This window comes from Streptomyces longisporoflavus, from assembly GCF_014649775.1.
GTDB classification, from domain to species: domain Bacteria; phylum Actinomycetota; class Actinomycetes; order Streptomycetales; family Streptomycetaceae; genus Streptomyces; species Streptomyces longisporoflavus.
In genome coordinates, this window is record NZ_BMTR01000026.1 from 43,459 (window position 1) to 63,185 (window position 19,727).

A 19,727-nucleotide genomic window follows, 5' to 3' on the forward strand; every position below is an offset into this window, starting at 1 on the left:
GGCGGCGCCGACCGAAGTCAGCCTCGGGCAGACTCGGGAGCCCTGCTCCTGCCCGTGGGCAGGACGCATTTGAGGTGACGGACGTGATCACGACAGCGTTCGCACTGTTTCCGGGCACGTCAGAGACCGCCGGCACGGCTGCGTGGTCGAGGCCTGGCCGAATGGCCGAAGCCCGGTCGAAGCACGGCCGGACGGAATCTGAGTGCTGGTCCCCCTGCCCCCGAGGTGCCACCCGTTGTCGGTGGTCGGCCGACCGGGTGGCATCGCAAAGCCTATGGGCGCCGACGATCTTCGGCGAGGGCTGAGGGCGTGGGGACAAACACGCATAACGTGGGGAACCTTGACGCGCTGGGCTGTCGTGAATGTCGCGTTTAACGGAAATGGCGGCTATCGATGGCAGCCGACCCTCCCGGACCAGAACTCAGCCAGAACTCAGGTCGAGGGCGAGGGCGAGTGGAAGGCGACCTCCGGGTTCTCCTTCGACGGTCCGTCAAACAGTGCTGTGTTCCGGGACCGGAGATGCTGGTCGAAGAAGGCCGTTACGTAGTCGGCGGTGATCTCGCCCGAGCGCTTTCCGGACAGCGGGGCCGAGGGGTCGGTCATCCCGAGCTGACCGCCGAGTACCGGCATGTCGGTGAAGGTGAGGTGCCCGGAGTCGGCGACCGTGAGCCAGCGCTTCCAGCCGTGCAGGCGCTGCCACTCGCGCGGCCAGGACGCGTCTTCGGCGGTCGGGGTGTGGCCGCTGCGGGTGCCGAGCATGAGGACCGGGCGGTCGGTGGCGGTAGCCGGGACCGGGGCGAAGAAGGTGCCGTCCAAGTTGGCAGCGGCGCGGATGCGGTGGTCGGCGCCCATGGCCGTGGCGGCCGCGTTGCCGCCGAGGGAGTGACCGGCGGCGCCGATCTTCCGGGGGTCGATCAGGTCCCGGTAGTCGGGATGCCGTCCGTCGTCGGTACGGGGCCGGCCGCCCATCAACTCATCGACGACGAAGGAGATGTCGGCGGCCCGGTTACGGGCGGCTTTGGCCATCATCCTCTTCTCCCCCGCGTCACCGTGCGGCGCGTCCTCGACCTTCGCGCAGGCGACACATGTACGCATGTGCAAGGCCCCGCCCTCGCCCCGGGCCTTCCCCTTGCCGGGAAACTCCGTACCGAAGGACTCGTAGGCATGATCGATGACGGCTACGACGTAACCGCGCGAGGCCAGTTCCTCCGCGAGGCCGGTGAGCGTGGCACGGTGCAGGGTGAAGCCCGGCGAGAGGACCACGAGCGGATGCCTGCCCTTGGCCGGGCGGGCGGCGGGCCTGGCGTTCGTGTCTACGCCGGCCACCTGCTCACCGGCGATGACCTGGTCCAACTTCTGCCCCTTCAGAAGCAGTTCGGCTTCCTCGACCCCGATATACGGAGCACTGTCGCCGACGAAGCCGCCGTCGCCGCCGCCGCGCCGGGCCGGATAGAAGACGGACACCATCAGCTCGCGGGCACCGGACGAGGGCACCCACATGTCGCGGCGGCTCGCGTCCACGAGGTGGAGGGTGTCGCGTCCGATGCTGTGGGACCCGGACGGGCGGGGCAGGGAAAGCCCGTCTTCCCGCGTGGCCGGGGCGGACGCGGATACGGGTGCATGTGCAGCCCCGGCCGCAACTGCCGGAGTGTCCGCAACTGCCGGAGTAAGGAAGGCGAGGGAGGCGAGGGAAGCGACGGAGGCGACGGAGGCCACGGCTGCTGCGGCTCCGCGCCGCCGGATGCGGTTTCTGATCATGCCCCGGAGCGTACGAACCTCGGGGTGGTGCCCGGCACCGGCGAAAGTGGGGAGGTCCACTTAACTTTCGTCAGGTGCGGCACACTTCGGCCACCGACCGGGACACAACAGAGCCGCCCGCCGGGTTTCCCCGTGGCGGACGGCTCATGTCCGGGTGTCCAGAGATCAAAATCGGCGGCGGCAACGTAAGCGTCATGGGCCGCTGGACGACACCGACCGGGGCCGGCGACGGGATTCGAACCCGCGTTGCTCTCTTTGCAGGAGAAGTAGCCGCAACCTGCGCACCTGAACGAGGTACACGGTAGCTGTGACGGGTGGGCGGGGCACGCGAATTAGCATGCCCACCCGACTGCTGCCGCCCTCAGTTGCCGGTGCTGCTACCGCTGCCACCAGTCGCCCCCGCTGCTGCCTGCTGCACTTCCACCACCCTCCCCGGTACCAGTACGGCAAGGGTCCTGCGCGCTTCCCGCCGCAGCGACCGGCGCCGGGCGAAGGTCGCGGTGAGAGCGAGGATCGAGACCGTGCCTCCGTAGAGCATCGCGGTCATCGTGGAGAGGAGCCCGATCGTCATCGGGCACGCACCTTTCTTCCCCCATCCGGCCCGCCCGGCTCATGGCACGGGGCGGGCGTTGATGCGTTTCCCCACCACCGTACCCACGCCGACACCCACGTCAACTCCCCATACGCGCTCACCACTCGACATGCACGGTAAGCCGGGGGCGCGGGGGTGCGGCCCGCGTCCGCGGGGTGATCGTTCGGCGAGGGCCATTGTCAGTGGCTCCGCATAGAGTGAAATCACTCGGGAAGCTCGGGGAGAAGCCCTCGGAGAAGGAGCAGAAACATGTCCGCCAACAGGATTCAGCACAAGGTGAATCACGTCGCTCTGGTAGTGGACTGTTCGGGTTCCATGCGGCCGCATGAGAATCAACTCATTCGGGTGGTGGATGAGTTCGTGGCGGGGTTGAAGGCCGAGTCCGACAGCCTCGGCCATGAGACCCGGATCAGCCTCTACTCCTTCGATCACAGGGTGGAGAATCTCGTCTGGGACATGGACGTGAAGCACCTTCCGTCCATGCGGGGTCTTTATCAGGTGAACAACGGAGCCACGGCGCTCATCGAGGCCTCGCTGAAGTCCCTGGACGACCTGGGTCATATCTGGGAGGAATACGGAGAGCACAGCTTCCTCCAGATCGTCGTGACGGACGGCGAGGAGAACGCCTCCGGCGGCGACCGGCGGCACGACGGCGACATGACCATTCTCGGGCCGTGGCTCGACAGGATCTCGGCGAAGATGGGCGGGCTTCCCGGTCACTGGACGTCGGCCATCCTCGTGCCGAACTCGCTGGCCAAGCGGACCGCCCAGAATTACGGCTTCCCGGCCGGCAACATCGCCATCTGGGACGCGGATTCGAAGGAGGGCGTCGAGGAGGCGATAGGCACCGTCCGCGCCGCCGCCACCAGTTTCCTGCGGGCCCGCGAACAGGGCGTGCGCGGCACGAAGAACCTGTTCGCGGTCGGCCAGGACATATCCATCGACGAGGTGCGGGCGAATCTGGAACCGATTCCGGCCGACAGGTACCGGCTCCTGAAGGTCGACAAGGAGATCGAGATCCGCCCCTTCGTCGACTCGCATCCGGGCGTCACGTACGAACGGGGGGCGTGCTACTACCAGTTGGGTGCGCGGGCCCAGGTCCAGCCGAACAAGGAAGTCATCGTGGTCGAGAAGGAAACCGACCGCGCCTATACGGGAGACGCGGCGCGCAGCCTCCTGTTCGGTACGGGAATTCAAGGAACCGTCTCCGTGAAGGCGGGGAACAATCCCAATCTGGAGGTCTACGTACAGAGTCGTTCGGTGAACAGGAAACTCAAGCCGAAGACGCGTCTGCTCATCATGCTCTGAGGAATTCCGCTCGCCTTTCGCGGGCCGGGGTGGTGCGGGTCGGGATGGCGCGGGTCGAAGTGGCGCAGGGCCTGCGAGGCGCGCGGGGCTGTGCTCAGCGGTAGGGCGCGAGCATTCAGTAGCCTGTGCGAAGGAACTGTCGGAGCGGCGCCGAACTGCCCTTATTTCCCGGGCGGTCGGCGCCGTCGCCGGTGCAGAGAGACCGTCAACGTCCACCGACCTCAGGAAGTCGACATGCATCCTCAGTCCTCCGCTGATCCGTCTATTCCGTCAGCTCCGGCTGGTCCCTCTGCTCCGTCCCGAATGCGCGTCGATCTGCTGACCAAGGAATTCCCTCCGGAGATTTACGGGGGCGCCGGTGTCCATGTCGCGGAACTCGCCCGCGAGATGCGCGCCCTGGTCGATCTCCGGGTGCGCTGCTTCGGCGCGCCGCGCGAGGCGCCCGGCGTGACGGCCTATGCGGAGCCGGAGCTGCCGGGTGACGGGAACCCCGCGCTGCGCACCCTGGGGACCAACGTCGAGATGGCCGCGGCGTGCGCGGGGGCGGACGTGGTGCACAGCCACACCTGGTACGCCAACGCCGCCGGCCGGCTCGCGCAGGTCCTGTACGGCACGCCCCATGTCGCCACCACGCACAGCCTGGAGCCACTGCGCCCCTGGAAGGCCGAGCAGTTGGGCGGCGGCTACGCGCTGTCCTCCCTGGTGGAGCGCTCCGCCCTGGAGAGCGCCGACGCGTTGATCGCGGTGTCGCACGGCATGCGCCAGGACATCCTGCGCGTCTACCCGGAGGTGGACCCGGAGCGCGTACACGTGGTGCACAACGGCATCGACACCAGCGTCTACCGTCCCGACCACGGCACGGCGGCCCTTGAGCGGCACGGCGTGGACCCCGACCGCCCCATCGTCCTGTTCGTGGGCCGGGTCACCCGGCAGAAGGGGCTCGCGCATCTGCTGCGGGCGGCTTTCGAGCTGGACCCGCGCGCCCAGCTCGTGCTGTGTTGCGGGCAGCCCGACACGGCGGAGATCGGGGCCGAGACGGCACAGCTGGTCGAGGAGTTGCGCCGGGTGCGCGACGGGGTCGTCCGTATCGACGGCATGCTCGACCGGACCTCCTTGCTCCAGTTGCTCACCCATGCGTCCGTGTTCGTCTGCCCCTCCCTCTACGAACCGATGGGCATCGTGAATCTGGAGGCCATGGCCTGCGGCACGGCGGTCGTGGCGACCGGGACGGGCGGCATCCCGGAGGTCGTATCGGACGGCGAGACCGGGCTCTTGGTCCCCGTCGAACAGGAGCAGGACGGCAGCGGTACGCCGCTCGCGCCCCAGCGGTTCGCCTCCGACCTGGCGGCCGCCGTGAACCGGCTCCTGGCCGACCCGGACCACGCCGACCGGCTGGGGGCGGCCGGGCTCGCGCGGGCGCAGAAGGAGTTCGGCTGGGATGTGGCGGCGCAGCGTGCGCACGCCGTGTACCGGTCCGTGCTGGGCCGCCGCTGATCCCGCGCTGTTCCGGCGCTGATAGACCCTGGTCCGGCACTGATTCGGCGCTGCTCCGGCGCCGATGCGACACCGACCCGGCGCCGGTCCGCCGCCGATCCGCCGCGAACGCCGCAACCTCTGGTTGTCTGTTTGATCTCTTTGACCGGACCACCGTGGCCGCCGCTACGTTCCCAGACATGTCTCACACGACTTCCGCGCAGGATGCAGAAGGCGTCGTCGTCCCGGAGAATGTCGGGTCCGCAGAGGACGAGGCCGCTCCGGAGAGCGCGACCCGGGTCACGACCCTGGAGTTGTTCTTCGATCTCGCGTTCGTCTTCAACTTCACCCAGCTGGCCAGGGTGCTCAGCCGGGACATGACGCTGCGCGGTGTCGTCCAAGTACTGCTGATCTTCTGGCTGTTGTGGTGGATGTACGGCGGGTACGCCTGGCTGACCAATCATCTGCCGCCGCACCGCAGGCACCACCGGGTCCTGCTGCTGCTCGGCATGGCCTCCTTCCTGGTCATCGGACTCGCCACGCCCAACGCCTTCAGCGGTGACGGCGTCGCGTTCGGCATCGGCTATCTCCTGATCGTCTCCGTGCACGCCGCGCTCTTCGCGTTCGGCGGTCCGGGAGCGGCCCGCAACATGCTGCGTATCGCCCCGTTCCACACGGTGGGAGCGCTGCTCATCATCGGGGCCGGCTTCCTCGACGGCTGGGTCGTGTACGCGCTGTGGGCCACGGCCGTCACGCTGGAGATCATCGCGCCGATGGTCACCGGAGTGTCGGGGTTCGAGCTGAAGCCGGGTCACTTCGTGGAGCGGCACGGCCTGTTGATGATCATTGCGCTGGGCGACTCGTTCCTCGCGCTCGGCATCGGCACCAACGGCGGCCAGGCCGGCTTCGGCGTCGTGACCACGGCCATGCTCATCTTCGTCATCCCCGCCTGCCTGTGGTGGGTGTACTTCGACGAGGCGGAGAAGGCCCGGCGCGCCGAGCTGGCCCTGGAGCGGGAGGGCCCGGCCCAGCGCTCACGCCTCGCGCTCACCGCGTTCTTCTACGCCCATGTGCCGATGCTGCTCGGGCTGATCCTGATCGCCGCGGCCGTCAAGAAGACCATCGTGCACCCCTACGACGCGCTGGCCCTCGCCCCGTCCGTGGCCCTCGCCTGTGGCGTCGCGCTCTACCTCGCCGGAATCGCCTGGTTCCACGGGATTCTCAAGATCGGCCCGCAGCGTTTCCATTTCACGGCCGCGTTGCTCGCCGTCGCGGCAATTCCCGTGGGTCATTACGGAACGGCCGTGGCCGAAGTCGTACTGCTCGGTGTCCTGATCGGCACCGCCCTGCTCAGCGATCACCGCTGGACCAAGCAAATGGCGCACCTTTATCAGTGAGGCGCGCCCATATCAGTCTGAGTGAGGCGCGCACATATCAGCCGAACGCGCTTCCATCAAATAAAAGAGAAGGAGATTCCATGAGTTCCGCGGTGGACCGCCTGGACATCATCGAGACCTGCACCCGCATGGGCTGGTACATCGACCAGCGTGAGTGGGAGTCGCTCGGCGATGTGTTCAGCGACGAGATCAAGCTCGACTACACCAGCCTCAACGGCGGCGAGCCGGGCACCGTCACCGGCAAGGAACTGGTCGCCGCGTGGTCCGGGCTGCTCGGCAACTTCGCCGCCACCCAGCACCTGCTCAGCAATTTCCTGGTCGACGTGCAGGGCGACACGGCCGTCACGACCGCCATGTTCCAGGCCACGCACCGCATGCCCAACGACCACGGCGGGCCGCTGTGGACCCTGGGCGGCACCTACCGCATCGACCTGGAGCGCACGGCGGGCGGCTGGCGGATCAACGGCATCGTCATGACGACCACGTGGGCCGACGGAAACCAGCACCTCTTCGCCCGCGCCGCCGCACAGGCGGAGTCCGCGAACTCCTGAGCCCCGCCGCCACGCGGATACGCCAGTACACCGGTACGCCGATACGCCGATACGCCGGTACGCCGGTACGCCGGTACGCCGGTACGCCGGTACGGCCGCGATATCAGAAAGTCGACCACCTTTTCCTTGCTGGCTCCTGATTGCCTCGTTCAGGATTTCCATGGGATTCCTTCCATTTCTAGGAGCAGTTATGAGCAACACCACGGAAGAGACCAGGAAAGTCGTCCAGCGGTGGTTCGACGCACTGACGTCGGGTGATTTCGAGACCGCGCTCGACACGCTCGCCGAGGACGTCGAGTGGATCAACTACACGCCGGTCCCCGGCTACAACGACGACATGAAGTGGATTGGCAGCTACCGCGGGCGTGACGCCGTCCTCGAAACCCTGCAGATCTTCACCGGCGCCGTGGACGTGCGCTTCGAGAAGCTGGTGAACCTCGTCGTCGACGGCGACCAGGCCGCCGGGGTCATCCACGAGCTGTCGACCGTGCGGGGCACCGGCGTCGAGTTCGAGATCGAGTTCATCCAGTGGCTGACGGTCCGCGAGGGGAAGATCGCCCGCTGGAAGTCCTACACCGACCCTTCGCAGATCATCCGGGCCCTGCGGGGCGACACGTCGGGGCAGGAGGCCGCCTGATGAGTGCCGAACTGATCGCCGCCGTACGCGGCCGGGACACCGCGCGTGTCACCGCCCTGCTCGCGGACGGCGCCGACGCCGGTCACCGCGAGGCCGGCACCGGCCTCACCGTCCTGATGATCGCCGCGGGTCAGGCGGACGCCCCCACCGTCCGCGCCCTGATCGAGGGCGGCGCCGACGTCCTGACCGCCGACAGCCGGGCCGGCGCGACCGCGCTGCACAAGGCCTGCCAAGGCGGCAGCCTCGACGTCGTGAAGGCGCTCGTCGAGGCCGGTGCCTTCGTGGACGCGGTCGCGCCCACCACCGGGCACACCGCCCTGATGGACGCCCTCTGGTACAAGTACCCGGACATCGCCGAGTACTTGCTCGCGCGGGGCACCGCGCTCCAGGTCTACACGCACTACGGCTTCTCGCTGGAGCAGCACTTCGCGTACGAGCTGAACGTCAACACGTTCGGCAAGGACAAGCTGCTCAAGGCCGAGGAACACCTCAACGCACGCCGCGCCGACGACGAGCGGGCGGTGGCCCGCCAGGAGCTGATGGCCGCGACCGCGGAGGGCGACACCGAGCGGGTGCGCAAGCTGCTCGACGCCGGCGCGGAGGTCGACGAGCGCTCCCCCAACCTGAGCGGCTTCAACGACAGCCACACCGCGCTGCTCGTGGCCTGCCGCGACGGCCACGACGAGATCGTGCGGCTGCTGCTCGCCGCGGGCGCCGACGTGAACGCCGTCGAGCCCACCTTCGGCGCCGTGCCTCTGCACAAGGCCGTCTACAACGGCCACGCGGGCATCACCGCCGACCTGGTCCGCCAGAGCGGCATCGACCTCGACTTCCAGGGCGCGACGAACGGGTACAGCCCGCTGCACGACGCCCTGTGGCACGGCTACGAGGAGTGCGCGCGCACGCTCGTCGAGGCCGGCGCCCGGCTCGACCTGGTCGGCCACGACGGCAAGACGCCGCTCGACCTCGCCGTCGAGGTGTTCGGCGCCGACCACGCACTCACCGGCCTGATCCGTACGCGCGCCGCCGGCTGATCCGTATCCACGCCCCGACGACTCTGCACAGGCAGGGAGTTGCAGCATGTTGTTCTACGTCCAGATGAAGTGGAAGCACGAGGGACGCATCACCCTCGACGAGCTGTGGGAGCTCGAACAGGACGAGGCGGCCCACGCCCAGGAGACGGTGGATTCCGGCTTCTGCGTGGGCATCTGGAAGGTCGCCGCACAGAAGCGCGTGATCGCCATCATCGACTCGCCGGACGCCGAGGAGCTCGACCGCACCGCGCTCGGCCGGCTCCCCATGCGGGAGTACCTGGAGTTCGAGACCGTCTGGCCGCTGCGCGACTACCTCGGCTTCGCCGAGGACGTCAAGCAGCGCTACAAGGTCTGACCCGGAGCGGGGAGTCCGAGGACGTGAACCGGGAACGCAACCGCACCGCCCTTGTCACCGGGGCCAATCGGGGCATCGGCCTGGAGACCTGTCGTCAGCTGGATCTGGCTGGTCTCGACGTCGTGCTCGCCTCGCGTGACCCCGACCGCGGCCGGGCAGCCGCACGGACGCTGAACAGCCCGCGCATCCGGGCGGAGGAACTGGACGTCACCGATGCCAAGAGCGTCCGGCGCTGCGCGGAGCGGCTGGACGACGCCGGGGTCGAGGTCGATGTCCTGGTCAACAACGCCGGGATCTATCCGACCGTCTCGTACTTCTCGCTCGACGAGGACGTCATGCGCCGGGCCCTTGACGTGAACCTCATGGGGGCCTTCCACACCTGCCAGGCCTTCGTCCCCGACATGGTGCGGCGCGGTTACGGCAGGGTGGTCAACGTCTCCTCGGGGCTCGGCGCCCTCACCGAGAACGTGCCGTCGCCCGCGGCCTACGGCATCTCCAAGGCGGCGCTCAACGCGCTGACCCTGGTGGTGTCCGCCGCGGTCCCGCAGAGCGTGAAGGTCAACGCGGTCTGTCCGGGCTGGGTCCGTACGGACATGGGCGGCCGTGGCGCGCCGACCAGCGTCGAGAAGGGCGCCGACACCGTGGCGTGGCTCGCGCGTCTTCCCGACTCCGGGCCCACCGGGGGCTTCTTCCGCAATCGCAGAAGGATCGACTGGTGAGCGCGCTCCGCAAGGCCGCGATCGTGGTGGCCATCGCCGTCGCCGCCCTCACCGCGACGATCATGACGAGCGACTACGTGCGCGCGGTCGCCAAGGAAGCCGTACGCGACACACCCTCCGCGCACGACCCGGCGGCCCTCGCCGCGCTCGAACCGGCCGTGCGCGGCTATGTCGAGGCCGTCGACGCCGGGGACCCGGACGCCCTGGTCACCGTCTTCGCGCCGGATGCCACCGTCTCCGACACGGGCCGCGGCTTCCGTGGTCGCGCGGCGATCGGGGACTGGGCCCGCGACGAGGTGATCGGCGGCGAGCTGACCGTGCTGCGCACCACGCACGGGCCGAAGGGGCCCACGGTGCTCCTCCGCTTCGATCCCGAGGGGCTGATGGCCGGCTTCCGGGCCCGCTACACGTTCGACGTCGAGAACGACCTGATCACCCGGATCACCCTGCGCTACGCCTGAACCGTCGACTCCCTCAGGAGCCATCATGCCGAGCACCCGACCCCTGATCCCCGCCCTCGCCCTGTCCGCCGCGCTGCTGCTCGCAGGCTGCTCGGAGGGCTCCTCCGACCAGCCGGACAGCCCGTCCGGCTCCACCCAGCAGGCCGCGGCCCCCGACAAGGACGCCAAAGACACCAAAGACACCAAGGACTCCAAGGCCACCAAAGACGAGAACCGGAAGGACGAGGGAGTGGAACCCGCGGCCCAGGCCTATGTCGACGCCGTGGCCGACGAGGACCTCGAAGGACTGGTGGACGCCTTCCACTCCGACGCCCAACTCACGGACGTAGGAAGGAAGTTCAACGGCCACGACGAGATCCGCGACTGGGCCCGCAATGAGGTCATCGGCGGCAAGCTCACCGTCCTGAAGGACACCCCCCAGAGCAACGGCACCACGCTGCTCGTGCGCTTCGCTCCCGGCGGCACCGGCGGCTTCGAGGCCAACTACGAGTTCCAGGTGCGCGACGGCCGCATAGCCAAGCTCAACCTCCAGTACGCCTGATCGCTCGGTCGCCGTCCAAGTTCACCGGCTCAGTCACCGGCTCAGTCGCCTGATCGCTGATCGCGCCTTCCCGTACCGCTTCCGTCCCCCTCACAAGGAGTGGCTCTCATGAGTACCGCCACCGCAACGGGGCCCGGCGAGACCCGCAACAAGCTCGCCCTGGGCGCCCTCGGCCTGGGCGCCTTCGTCATCGGCACCGCCGAGCTGGTCATCGTCGGCGTCCTCAACCTCATCGCCGACGATCTGGACGTCTCGCTGAGCACGGCGGGCCTGCTGGTCACCGCCTACGCGCTCGGCATCTCCATCGGTGGCCCGATCGTCACGGCCGCGACCATCAAGGTGCCGCGCCGCACCCTGCTGTGGGGCGCGCTCGTCGTCTTCGTCCTCGGCAACCTCGCCGCAGTCTTCGCCGGGATCTTCGGCCTGCTCGTCGTCGCCCGGGTGCTGTGCGGCGCCCTGCACGGCCTGTTCCTGGGTGCCGCGTCCGCCGTCGCCACCAGCCTGGTCGCCCCCGAGCACCGCGGTCAGGCCGTCGGCCTGGTCTTCGGCGGCATCTCCGTGTCGACGGTGCTCGGTGTGCCGCTCGGCACGCTCCTCGGCCAGAACCTGGGCTGGCAGGCCACGTTCGCCGGTGTGGTCGTCCTCGGCCTCGTCGCCCTCGCCGTGATCATGGCCTTCGTGCCGTCCGTCGCGAGCACCGGCTCGACCGACCTCGCCTCCCAGGCCAAGCACGCCTTCCACCCCAGGGTGCTCGCCATGCTGGCGGCCGAAGTCCTGCTCATGGGCTCCCAGTTCATCGCCTTCACCTATCTGGCGGCGTTCCTGGAGGACGTCACGGGCATCGAGGGCGCCGCGGTCAGCGCCTTCCTGATGATCTTCGGTGTGTTCAGCGCCATCGGCACCATCGCCGGCGGACGCTTCGCCGACATCAACGCCTCGCGCACCCTGCTCATCGGCAACAGCGTGCTCATCGTGGCCCTGCTCGGCCTCTACTTCTTCCGGGAGAGCCCGCTGCTCGTCGGCGTGGCCCTCGCGGCCTGGGGCATCGTCGGCTTCGGTGTCACTCCCTCGCTCCAGCTGCGCGTCATCTCGCTGGCCGGCGAAGGCGCCGACCTGGGCGCCACCCTGGGCGCGTCCGCCGCGAACGTGGGTGTCGCTTCGGGTGCCGCGGTCGGCGGCTGGGCCCTCGCCTCCTTCGGCATCGCCGATGTCCCGCTGACCGCGCTGATCTTCTCCGTCATCGCGCTGCCCGCCGTATGGGCCACGCGCTTCCTCAAGGTGCCCGTCGCGCAGGGCCCGGCCGCCGGTCCCGCGCCGGCCGCCGCCGCGAGCGACAACACGCCCGTTTCCGCCAGCAGTTGAGCCCCGTAACACGCCCCGCATCCCAGAAATCCCCGTCAGGAGTAACGACGTGACCGACACCGGCCACCAGACCGTACGCGAAGCCACCCTGGATGTACTGCGGCAACTGGGCCTCACCACGATCTTCAGCAATCCGAGCCACAGCGAGATGAAGCTGTTCGAGGCCTGGCCCGACGACGAGTTCCGTTTCGTGATGGGTCTCCAGGAGGCGTCGGTCGTCGGCATGGCCGACGGCTACGCCCAGGCCACCGGCGAACCCTCCCTGGTCATCATCAACGGCGGCCCGGGCCTCGCCAATGCCATGGGCAGCGTCTACACCGCCGCGTCGGCGAAGACCCCGATGGTGATCCTCGGCGGGCAGCAGGCCCGCAAGATGCTGCTCGGCGAGCCGTTCCTGGTCGCCAAGGACTCCACCCAGCTGCCGAAGCCGTACATCAAGTGGGCCGGTGAGCCCGCCCGGCCGCAGGACGTCCCGGCGATGATCGCCCAGGCGTACCAGATCGCCAAGCAGGCCCCGCAGGGCCCGGTGTTCGTCTCCGTCCCCGAGGACGACTGGGTCAGGCCCGCCGACCCGAACCCGGTGCGGATCGCCCGGGTGACCAGCGCGGTCGCTCCGTCCGACGAGGCACTCGCGGAGATCGCCGCGGCCCTGGACGGCGCCGAGCGGCCCGGCATCGTCGCCGGCGGCCCCGTCGACGCGCAGGGGGCACGCGGCGCCCTGATCGAACTCGCGGAGAAGCTCAACGCCCGGGTGTGGGGCGCGCCGGTGTGGAACCGCGGCGCCTTCCCCGAGAACCACCCGCTCTTCGCGGGTGTCCTGCCGCCCATCCCCGAGCTGATCGGCGAGCGGCTCTCGGCGCAGCACGATGTGGTCGTGGTGTTCGGCGGCCCGGCGTTCACCCTGTTCACGGCCTGGGACCTCTTCTCGACCGCGCCGGCCGACCTCGACCGCAGCCCGCGCCCGACGCTGCCGGACTCGGTGCGGTTCCTGCACGTGACCGACGATCCGCAGGCCGCCGCGGCGACGCTCGCCGATCACAGCTTCGTCGCCCCGCCGGGAGCGGTCGTCAAGGCGCTGGTCCCGCGCGTCACGCAGCGGGAGCGGGCGGAACTCGCCCCCGTGCGCGAGCCGGTGGCGGTCCCTGAGCCGTCCACCCCGCTGACCCAGGCGTACCTCTTCCACCTGCTGTCCAAGGAACTCCCCGACGACGCGGTGCTCTTCGAGGAACTGCCCATCGCCCGCGCCGACTTCCACGAGCAGATCCCGCTGGGCGCCGACAACGGCTACTTCGCCACGGCCAGCGGCGCGCTCGGCTTCCCCTTCGCCGGCGCCGTCGGCTACGCGATCGCCAGGCCCGACCGGCGCGCCGTGGTCGTCGTGGGCGAGGGCTCCGCCCAGTACACGCTGCACGCGCTGTGGACCGCGGCCCAGCAGAACGCGCCGGTGACGTTCGTCATCCCGGACAACTCGGGCTATCTGTCGCTCAAGTACTACTTGCAGGACCAGAAGTCCTGGGAGAAGGGGTACGACCTCAGCGGCGTCGACATGGCCCAGCTGGCCCGCGGCTTCGGGGTGCGCGGCGAGCGGATCACGACGCCCGAGGGGCTCCAGGAAGCGCTCAGGGACTCCCTGAACGCGGAAGGTCCTGTCCTGCTCGACGTCATGGTCGACGACCCCGGCCTGTTCCGGCTCTGAGGAAGGAAACGCCCATGACCACCACGTCCCAGCCCCTCGGGGCCGACGAGGCGCCCTACCACCCGGAGGGCGACGTCATTCACCAGGCCGCGGGTCAAGGCAAGTCCATTTGGTTCGGCGACGCCATCTACACCTTCAAGGCGACGCGCGAGAACACCAACGGGTCGCTGACGCTCGCCGAGGCGACCGTGCCGCCCGGCGGCGGACCGCCGCCGCACATCCACCCCCATGCCGACGAGGCGTTCTTCATCCTCAACGGCACCATCGAGTTCCTCAACGGCGAGAAGACGTTCCTCGCCGGTGACGGCGACTTCGTGTTCGTGCCGCGCGGCACCCGGCACCGGTTCCGCAACGTCGGCGTCCAGACCGCGCGGCTCCTGTTCATGTTCACGCCCGCCTACCTGGAGAAGTTCTTCATGGAGATCGGCCAGGAGGCACGCGCCGGTGAGGCGCCGCTGCCCCTGACCCCCGAGCAGCAGCGGCAGATCGTGGATCTCGCACCGCGGCACGATCTCCAGTTGTCGCTGTGAGGGAGGCGAACGGCATGGCCGGCCAGGACACCATGCAGGCGGCCGTCATCGACGGCTTCGGCGCACCCGGCGTACTGCACGCCGCAGCTCACCCCGTGCCGGTACCGGGCGAGGGAGAGGTCCTCGTCCGCGTCCATGCAGCGGGCGTCAACGCGATCGACTGGGCGACGCGGGCGGGCCAGGGGGTGGGTGTGTCCGCCTTCCCGGCCGTGCTCGGCTGGGACATCTCCGGGACCGTCGCCGCCGTCGGGCCCGGCACCTCGCGGCTGCGGGTGGGCGACGCCGTGTTCGGCATGCCGCGCTTTCCCGGTCTAGCGGGCGGATACGCGCAGTTCGCGGTCGCCGACGAGAACGAACTGGCGCTCAAGCCCGCCGGGGTCGACGACGTCGTGGCCGCGTCGGCGCCGATGGTGGTGCTCACCGCCTGGCAGACGCTGTACGAGCACGGCGGCCTGGAAAGCGGGCAGCGCGTCCTGGTGCAGGGTGCGTCGGGCGGCGTCGGACACATCGCCGTCCAGCTGGCCGCGGCGGCCGGCGCCGAGGTCATCGGCACCGCGTCCGTCGCGAACCACGGCTTCGTACGTTCCCTCGGCGCGCACGACGTGGTCGAGCACGACGCCGTCGGCCGCTCCGCCAAGGACGTCGACATCGCGGTGGACCCGCGGGGCGGCGCCGACTTCCGGCAGCTCCTCGACGTGCTGCGCCCCGGCGGGATCGTCGTCACCCTCAAGGGAGAGGCGGACGGTCACCGGGCCGCCGCACGGGAACGCGGGGTGCGCGCCGGTTTCACGTACGTACGCCCGAACCGCGCGGTCCTGGAGCAGGCGGCCCCCATGCTCGCCGACGGGCGGCTGCAACCGTACGTGCAGGAGGTGCTGCCCCTGGAGGGGGCGGCCCGCGCGCACGAGATCGGCGAGCAGGGCCATGTACGCGGGCGCCTGGTCCTCGACCTGCGCTGACCCGGTCCCAGGGCCCCAAGGCCGCAAGGACCCCGACCCCCGACCAAAGAAACGAGGAAGCCCGATGATCCTGGTCACCGGCGCCACCGGGCACGTGGGCGGCGAGGTGCTCGCCCACCTGCTGCCCGCGGCGGACGCCCCGCCGCGGGCCCTGGTGCGCGACCCCGCCACGGCCGCGCTGCCACCGACGGTCGAGGCCGTCACCGGCGACCTGAACCGGCCCCAGTCGCTGCGCCCCGCGCTCGACGGCGTGGACGGCGTCTTCCTGCTGCCGGGCTACCCGGACATGCCCGGTCTGCTCACCGAGATCCGGCGGGCCGGGGTCGGTCACGTGGTGCTGCTCTCCAGCATCGCCGCGCCGGACGGCGACCTCGACAACGCGATCTCGGCCATGATGATCCGCTCCGAGGAGGCCGTACGCGCCTCCGGCGTGCCGTGGACGATCCTGCGGCCCAGCGGTTTCATGTCGAACACCTTCCAGTGGACGGAGCAGCTGGCCGCGGGGGACACCGTGCGCGCGGCGTTCCCCGGCGTGGCCGTCGCCATGATCGACCCGGCGGACATCGGCGCGGTCGCCGCCCGGGTCCTGCTCGACGAGGCCCACCACGGTCTGGCCCACGCCCTCAGCGGCCCCGAGCCCCTGCTGCCGGCGGACCGGGTGCGCGTCCTGGGCGAGGTGCTCGGCCGCAAGCTCCGCTTCGAGGGCCAGTCCAACGAAGAGGCCCGCAGCGAAATGGTCGAGCAGGGCGTTCCCGCCCCGTACATCGAGGCCTTCTTCCGCTACTACGCGGACGGCACCCTCGACGACTCCCAAGTGCGCCCGACCGTAAGGGAGTTGCTCGGCCGGGGGCCCCGCACCTTCGAGCAGTGGGCGCGGCAGCACGCGAGCACCTTCCGCTGACCCCGGCCCCGCATACACATCAACCGACCCCTGAAGGAGTGTCCGCCGTGACCACCACAGTGGAGACCGTACGTTTCAAGCTGACCCCCGGTTTCGACGCCGCCGCGTTCGCCGAGCTCGACCGGTCGGTCGAGAACGACTACATGGCCAAGCAGCCGGGCTTCGTCTCGCGGGAGGTGACCCGCAACGACGACGGCGAGTATCTGGTGATCGTGCACTGGGCCACCGTCCAGGACGCCGACGCCACCATGCAGGGCTTCTTCGGGGCCTCGCAGACCCGGGACTTCCTGGCCGCCATCGACAAGACGACGGTGGTGTCGGGCCGGTATGCGCAGCTGAGCAGCAGCAACTGAACAGCAACCGGACGCGGGGCGGAGCCCGTTGCCGTGACGCACGCGTCGCGGCAACGGGCTTCGTCGTTCAGATACCGCTCACCTTGGCCACCGAGAACGGCAGGTCGAGGGTGGCGGAGCCGAACTGGGAGCGGATCACGTGCAGGGATCCGTTCTTGCGGATGAGCGTCGTCGGGTGCTGGAGGGCCGGGTCGGTGGCGTGGGCCACGACGGATGCCGATGTGACGTCGGAGGAGACGGTGAGCCGGTTGATGCTGTCCGAGCCGAACTGGACGACCCACAGCTGGTTCTTCTCCCAGAGCAGCCCGTCGGCCGAGAGCAGGGTCCCGCCGGTCACCTTCAGCTTGTGCACACCGCCGGTGGCGGGTTCGAGCCGGAACAGGTCGCCGGAGGCCATGTCGACGGTGAGCAGGTACTTGCCGGTCGCGTCGGACTCGATGCCGTTGAGGGTGATGGCACCGTCGGGGTGGGGGGCCACGACGCCGTTCAGGTCGAAGCCGGCGGCCAGCGTGTCGGTGCCGCGGGCGGTGACGGTCTTCTCGATGGTGGCGGCGGGCAGCCGGTAGACGACCTGGCGCAGCGAGTCGGTGATGTACGCGCTTCCGTCGGGCGTCAGGTCGAGGTCGTTGAGCACGGACTTGCCGGGCGTGGGGCTGACGAAGCGGGCCAGGCGCTTGCCGTCCGCCGTGCTGTACACGGTCACGCCGTCCGCGTCGTTGACCCACAGCCGGCCGTTCTTGTCGACCTCGGTGCCCATGGCCTGGGTGCGGCCGTCGGTGCCCGCGGGCAGGAATTCGGTGGCCTGGGTCTGGCCGGAGGGCGCGCGGTAGACCGCTCCGGTGGCGAACGAGGTGACGTACAGGTCGCCGGTTCTGGGGTCGGTGGCCATGCCCTCGGGGTAGGCCTGGTTGCCGGGCAGGGCGATGGCGCGGCTTACGGTGACGGCTTCTGCGGCGTCGGGGGCCTCAGGGGCCGAAGTGTCCGCGCGGGCGTCGGTGGCCGGTGCGCTGAGTCCCGCGGCGAGTGCGCAGGACAGGGCGAGAGCGCAGGCGGTGAGCCGTCGGCGGGCGTGCGACAGGTGCATGGGGTCCTCGTTTCGGGAGTGCGGAAACGCCGGGTGTGCCCCGGCCGGCGTTGAGGACCATATGGCTGGATCTGGACGGGAGTTGGGGTGACCGGGAGGGGCTGGATTTCGCGGCCGTAACACGAACACGCAGGTCAACTGCGCCGCAGAGCACGGCACTTGGGGCTGAAATCAACTGCGCGAAGGCAGCGACTTTCGTAGGTGATCGACGAGATTCCGTATGGTGGCGAAGCTTCCGTTTCGCCCCGTGCCGAGAGCCGGGCCCCGACGATCACCTCACTCGGGTGCCGCGGCCGTCCGCTCCGGCACCGGTTCCGTGGCCCGCCCCGCAAGGGTTCCCGCGCCGGGGTACTCCTTGCCGCGCCACAGGATGACGCGCTGCGCGATCGGCTCGGTGAAGCGGGCGGCGAGCGGGCCCATGACGACCAGGAGCAGCACGTACGCGGTGGCCAGCGGGCCGAGTGAAGGCGCGACCGTGCCCGACGAGACCGCGAGCCCCGCGATGACGATGGAGAACTCGCCCCGCGCGACCAGGGCGCCGCCCGCCCGCCACCGGCCGCGCTCGGCGATCCCGGCGCGTTTCGCGGCCCAGTACCCGGTGGCGATCTTCGTCAGGATGGAGAGCGCGGCGAGGGCGAGGGCGGGCAGCAGCATCGAGGGGATGGTGGTGGGGTCGGTGCTCAGGCCGAAGAACACGAAGAACACCGCGGCGAACAGGTCCCGCAGCGGCATCAGCAGATGATGGGTGTTCTCGGCCACCTCGCCGGACAGGGCGATGCCCACGAGGAACGCCCCGACGGCCGCCGACACCTGGAGCTGCTGGGCGACACCGGCCACCAGGAGTGTCATGCCGAGGACGACGAGCAGCAGCTTCTCCGGGTCGTCGCTGGAGATGAAGCGCGAGATGACGCGCCCGTAGCGCACGGCGACCAGCAGCACGGTGCCGACCGCGGTGAGCGCGATGCCCAGCGTCAGGCCGCCCGCGAGCAGGCCCGTTCCGGCGAGCAGCGCGGTCAGGATGGGCAGATAGAGCGCCATCGCGAGGTCTTCGAGCACGAGGATACTGAGGATGACCGGGCTCTCCCGGTTGCCGAGCCGGCCCAGGTCGCCGAGCACCTTGGCGATGACGCCGGAGGACGAGACCCAGGTGACGCCGGCGAGGACCACGGCGGCCACCGGGCCCCAGCCGAGCAGCAGGGCCGCTGCGGCGCCGGGCAGGGCGTTGAGCAGGAAGTCGACGCCGCCCGCTGGGGCGTGGGTCTTGAGGTGGCCCACGAGGTCGCCCGCGGTGTACTCCAGGCCGAGCATCAGGAGCAGCAGGACGACGCCGATCTCGGCGCCGACCTCGATGAACTCCTCGCTGCCGCCGAGCGGGACGACGCCGCCCGCGCCGAACAGGAGGCCCGCGAGGAGGTAGAGCGGGATCGGCGAGAACTTCAGGCGTACGGCGAAGCGGCCGAGCAGCCCGAGGGCCAGGACGACCGCGCCGAACTCGATCAGGAAGACTGCGGAGTGCACGCGATCAGCCCCGCTCAAGGATCTCGTGGGCGCCGTCCACGCCTTCCCGGGTGCCGATGACGATGATGACGTCGCCCCCGTGCAGCCGGAAGTCGGGGCCGGGCGAGGGGATCGCGTGGGACCGGCGCATGACGGCCACGATCGAGGCCCCGGTCTCGGTGCGCATCCGCGTCTCGCCCAGGGTGCGCCCGTTCCAGTACGAGGTGCCGGTGATGGTGACCTGTTCGGCGATGAGGCCGAAGTCGCTGGTGTGCAGCAGGTTCGGGTTGTTGTGGCTGGGCAGCAGGGCGTCGGCGAGGGAGAGGGCCTCGGCGCCGGTGAGGACCAGGGAGAGGCCCGCGGAGTCGGGGTCGTCGTCGTGGTGCACGTTCAGGGTGCGGTTGCGGTCGCGGTGCGCGATGACCGACAGGGTGTCGTGCCGCCGGGTGGTCAGTTCGTACTGCACCCCGATGCCGGGCAACGGGGTGGTCCTCAGGCGGGGTGCAGGCATGATGTCTC

General features: G+C 69.9%; 21 protein-coding genes. 16 read left to right on the forward strand and 5 right to left on the reverse strand.

The features are described 5' to 3' along the window. Positions 1-432: 432 nt before the first annotated feature. Together IE226_RS35585 and IE226_RS35590 are read right to left on the reverse strand one after the other, a co-directional pair. A complete protein-coding gene (locus IE226_RS35585) occupies positions 433-1,758 on the reverse strand; it encodes an alpha/beta hydrolase family protein (protein WP_190085616.1) in 1,326 nt (441 codons plus the stop codon). 361 nt (positions 1,759-2,119) lie between these two features. Then, entirely contained in the window at positions 2,120-2,329 is a 210-nt protein-coding gene (locus IE226_RS35590; protein ID WP_190085617.1) for a hypothetical protein, read from the reverse strand. Between the two features lie 270 nt (positions 2,330-2,599). Here IE226_RS35590 and IE226_RS35595 point away from each other — a divergent pair, with 270 nt between their 5' ends. From IE226_RS35595 to IE226_RS35670, 16 genes are all read left to right on the forward strand, one after another. After that, positions 2,600-3,658 (forward strand): vWA domain-containing protein, encoded by a 1,059-nt coding sequence (locus tag IE226_RS35595; protein ID WP_190085618.1) that lies wholly within the window; start codon positions 2,600-2,602, stop codon positions 3,656-3,658. 303 nt (positions 3,659-3,961) lie between these two features. Continuing rightward, positions 3,962-5,152, forward strand: a complete 1,191-nt coding sequence (glgA, locus tag IE226_RS35600) for a glycogen synthase (protein WP_190085619.1) — start codon at positions 3,962-3,964, stop codon at positions 5,150-5,152. A gap of 179 nt (positions 5,153-5,331) precedes the next feature. Beyond that, positions 5,332-6,528 (forward strand): low temperature requirement protein A, encoded by a 1,197-nt coding sequence (locus IE226_RS35605; RefSeq protein ID WP_190085620.1) that lies wholly within the window; start codon positions 5,332-5,334, stop codon positions 6,526-6,528. A gap of 80 nt (positions 6,529-6,608) precedes the next feature. After that, positions 6,609-7,079 carry a nuclear transport factor 2 family protein gene (locus tag IE226_RS35610; protein WP_190085621.1) on the forward strand — a complete coding sequence of 157 codons (471 nt, stop codon included), beginning with the start codon at positions 6,609-6,611 and terminating at the stop codon, positions 7,077-7,079. 190 nt (positions 7,080-7,269) lie between these two features. Then, on the forward strand, positions 7,270-7,716 hold the full coding sequence (locus IE226_RS35615) for a nuclear transport factor 2 family protein (protein ID WP_190085622.1): 447 nt from the start codon (positions 7,270-7,272) through the stop codon (positions 7,714-7,716). Then, on the forward strand, positions 7,716-8,750 hold the full coding sequence (locus IE226_RS35620; protein ID WP_190085623.1) for an ankyrin repeat domain-containing protein: 1,035 nt from the start codon (positions 7,716-7,718) through the stop codon (positions 8,748-8,750). Before IE226_RS35615 ends, IE226_RS35620 begins: the two co-directional genes overlap by 1 nt. 46 nt (positions 8,751-8,796) lie before the next feature. After that, a complete protein-coding gene (locus IE226_RS35625; RefSeq protein ID WP_161304493.1) occupies positions 8,797-9,105 on the forward strand; it encodes a muconolactone Delta-isomerase in 309 nt (102 codons plus the stop codon). Between the two features lie 23 nt (positions 9,106-9,128). Next, on the forward strand, positions 9,129-9,824 hold the full coding sequence (locus tag IE226_RS35630; protein ID WP_190085624.1) for an SDR family NAD(P)-dependent oxidoreductase: 696 nt from the start codon (positions 9,129-9,131) through the stop codon (positions 9,822-9,824). Beyond that, positions 9,821-10,285, forward strand: a complete 465-nt coding sequence (locus IE226_RS35635) for a nuclear transport factor 2 family protein (RefSeq protein WP_190085625.1) — start codon at positions 9,821-9,823, stop codon at positions 10,283-10,285. Before IE226_RS35630 ends, IE226_RS35635 begins: the two co-directional genes overlap by 4 nt. A 25-nt stretch (positions 10,286-10,310) precedes the next feature. After that, entirely contained in the window at positions 10,311-10,826 is a 516-nt protein-coding gene (locus IE226_RS35640; protein ID WP_190085626.1) for a nuclear transport factor 2 family protein, read from the forward strand. Between the two features lie 108 nt (positions 10,827-10,934). Further along, complete coding sequence (locus IE226_RS35645) at positions 10,935-12,188, forward strand: MFS transporter (RefSeq protein ID WP_190085627.1); 1,254 nt, start codon at positions 10,935-10,937, stop codon at positions 12,186-12,188. Between the two features lie 49 nt (positions 12,189-12,237). Continuing rightward, on the forward strand, positions 12,238-13,884 hold the full coding sequence (gene mdlC, locus IE226_RS35650; protein ID WP_190085628.1) for a benzoylformate decarboxylase: 1,647 nt from the start codon (positions 12,238-12,240) through the stop codon (positions 13,882-13,884). Between the two features lie 14 nt (positions 13,885-13,898). Further along, positions 13,899-14,414, forward strand: a complete 516-nt coding sequence (locus tag IE226_RS35655) for a cupin domain-containing protein (RefSeq protein ID WP_190085629.1) — start codon at positions 13,899-13,901, stop codon at positions 14,412-14,414. 14 nt (positions 14,415-14,428) lie between these two features. Beyond that, a complete protein-coding gene (locus tag IE226_RS35660) occupies positions 14,429-15,373 on the forward strand; it encodes an NADP-dependent oxidoreductase (protein ID WP_190085630.1) in 945 nt (314 codons plus the stop codon). A 64-nt stretch (positions 15,374-15,437) separates the two neighbouring features. Next, positions 15,438-16,274 carry an NAD(P)H-binding protein gene (locus tag IE226_RS35665; protein WP_190085631.1) on the forward strand — a complete coding sequence of 279 codons (837 nt, stop codon included), beginning with the start codon at positions 15,438-15,440 and terminating at the stop codon, positions 16,272-16,274. Positions 16,275-16,321: 47 nt separating this feature from the next. After that, entirely contained in the window at positions 16,322-16,627 is a 306-nt protein-coding gene (locus IE226_RS35670) for an antibiotic biosynthesis monooxygenase family protein (protein WP_190085632.1), read from the forward strand. Positions 16,628-16,694: 67 nt separating this feature from the next. Here the strand turns inward: IE226_RS35670 and IE226_RS35675 are convergent, their stop codons facing one another. The 3 genes from IE226_RS35675 to IE226_RS35685 all read right to left on the reverse strand — a co-directional run bounded on the left by IE226_RS35675 (position 16,695) and on the right by IE226_RS35685 (position 19,719). Next, positions 16,695-17,711, reverse strand: a complete 1,017-nt coding sequence (locus tag IE226_RS35675) for an NHL repeat-containing protein (protein ID WP_190085633.1) — start codon at positions 17,709-17,711, stop codon at positions 16,695-16,697. Positions 17,712-17,987: 276 nt separating this feature from the next. Further along, complete coding sequence (locus IE226_RS35680) at positions 17,988-19,229, reverse strand: cation:proton antiporter (RefSeq protein WP_190085634.1); 1,242 nt, start codon at positions 19,227-19,229, stop codon at positions 17,988-17,990. A gap of 4 nt (positions 19,230-19,233) precedes the next feature. Continuing rightward, positions 19,234-19,719: a cation:proton antiporter regulatory subunit gene (locus IE226_RS35685; protein ID WP_190085635.1), complete on the reverse strand. Its 486-nt coding sequence runs from the start codon at positions 19,717-19,719 to the stop codon at positions 19,234-19,236. Positions 19,720-19,727 lie beyond the last annotated feature (8 nt).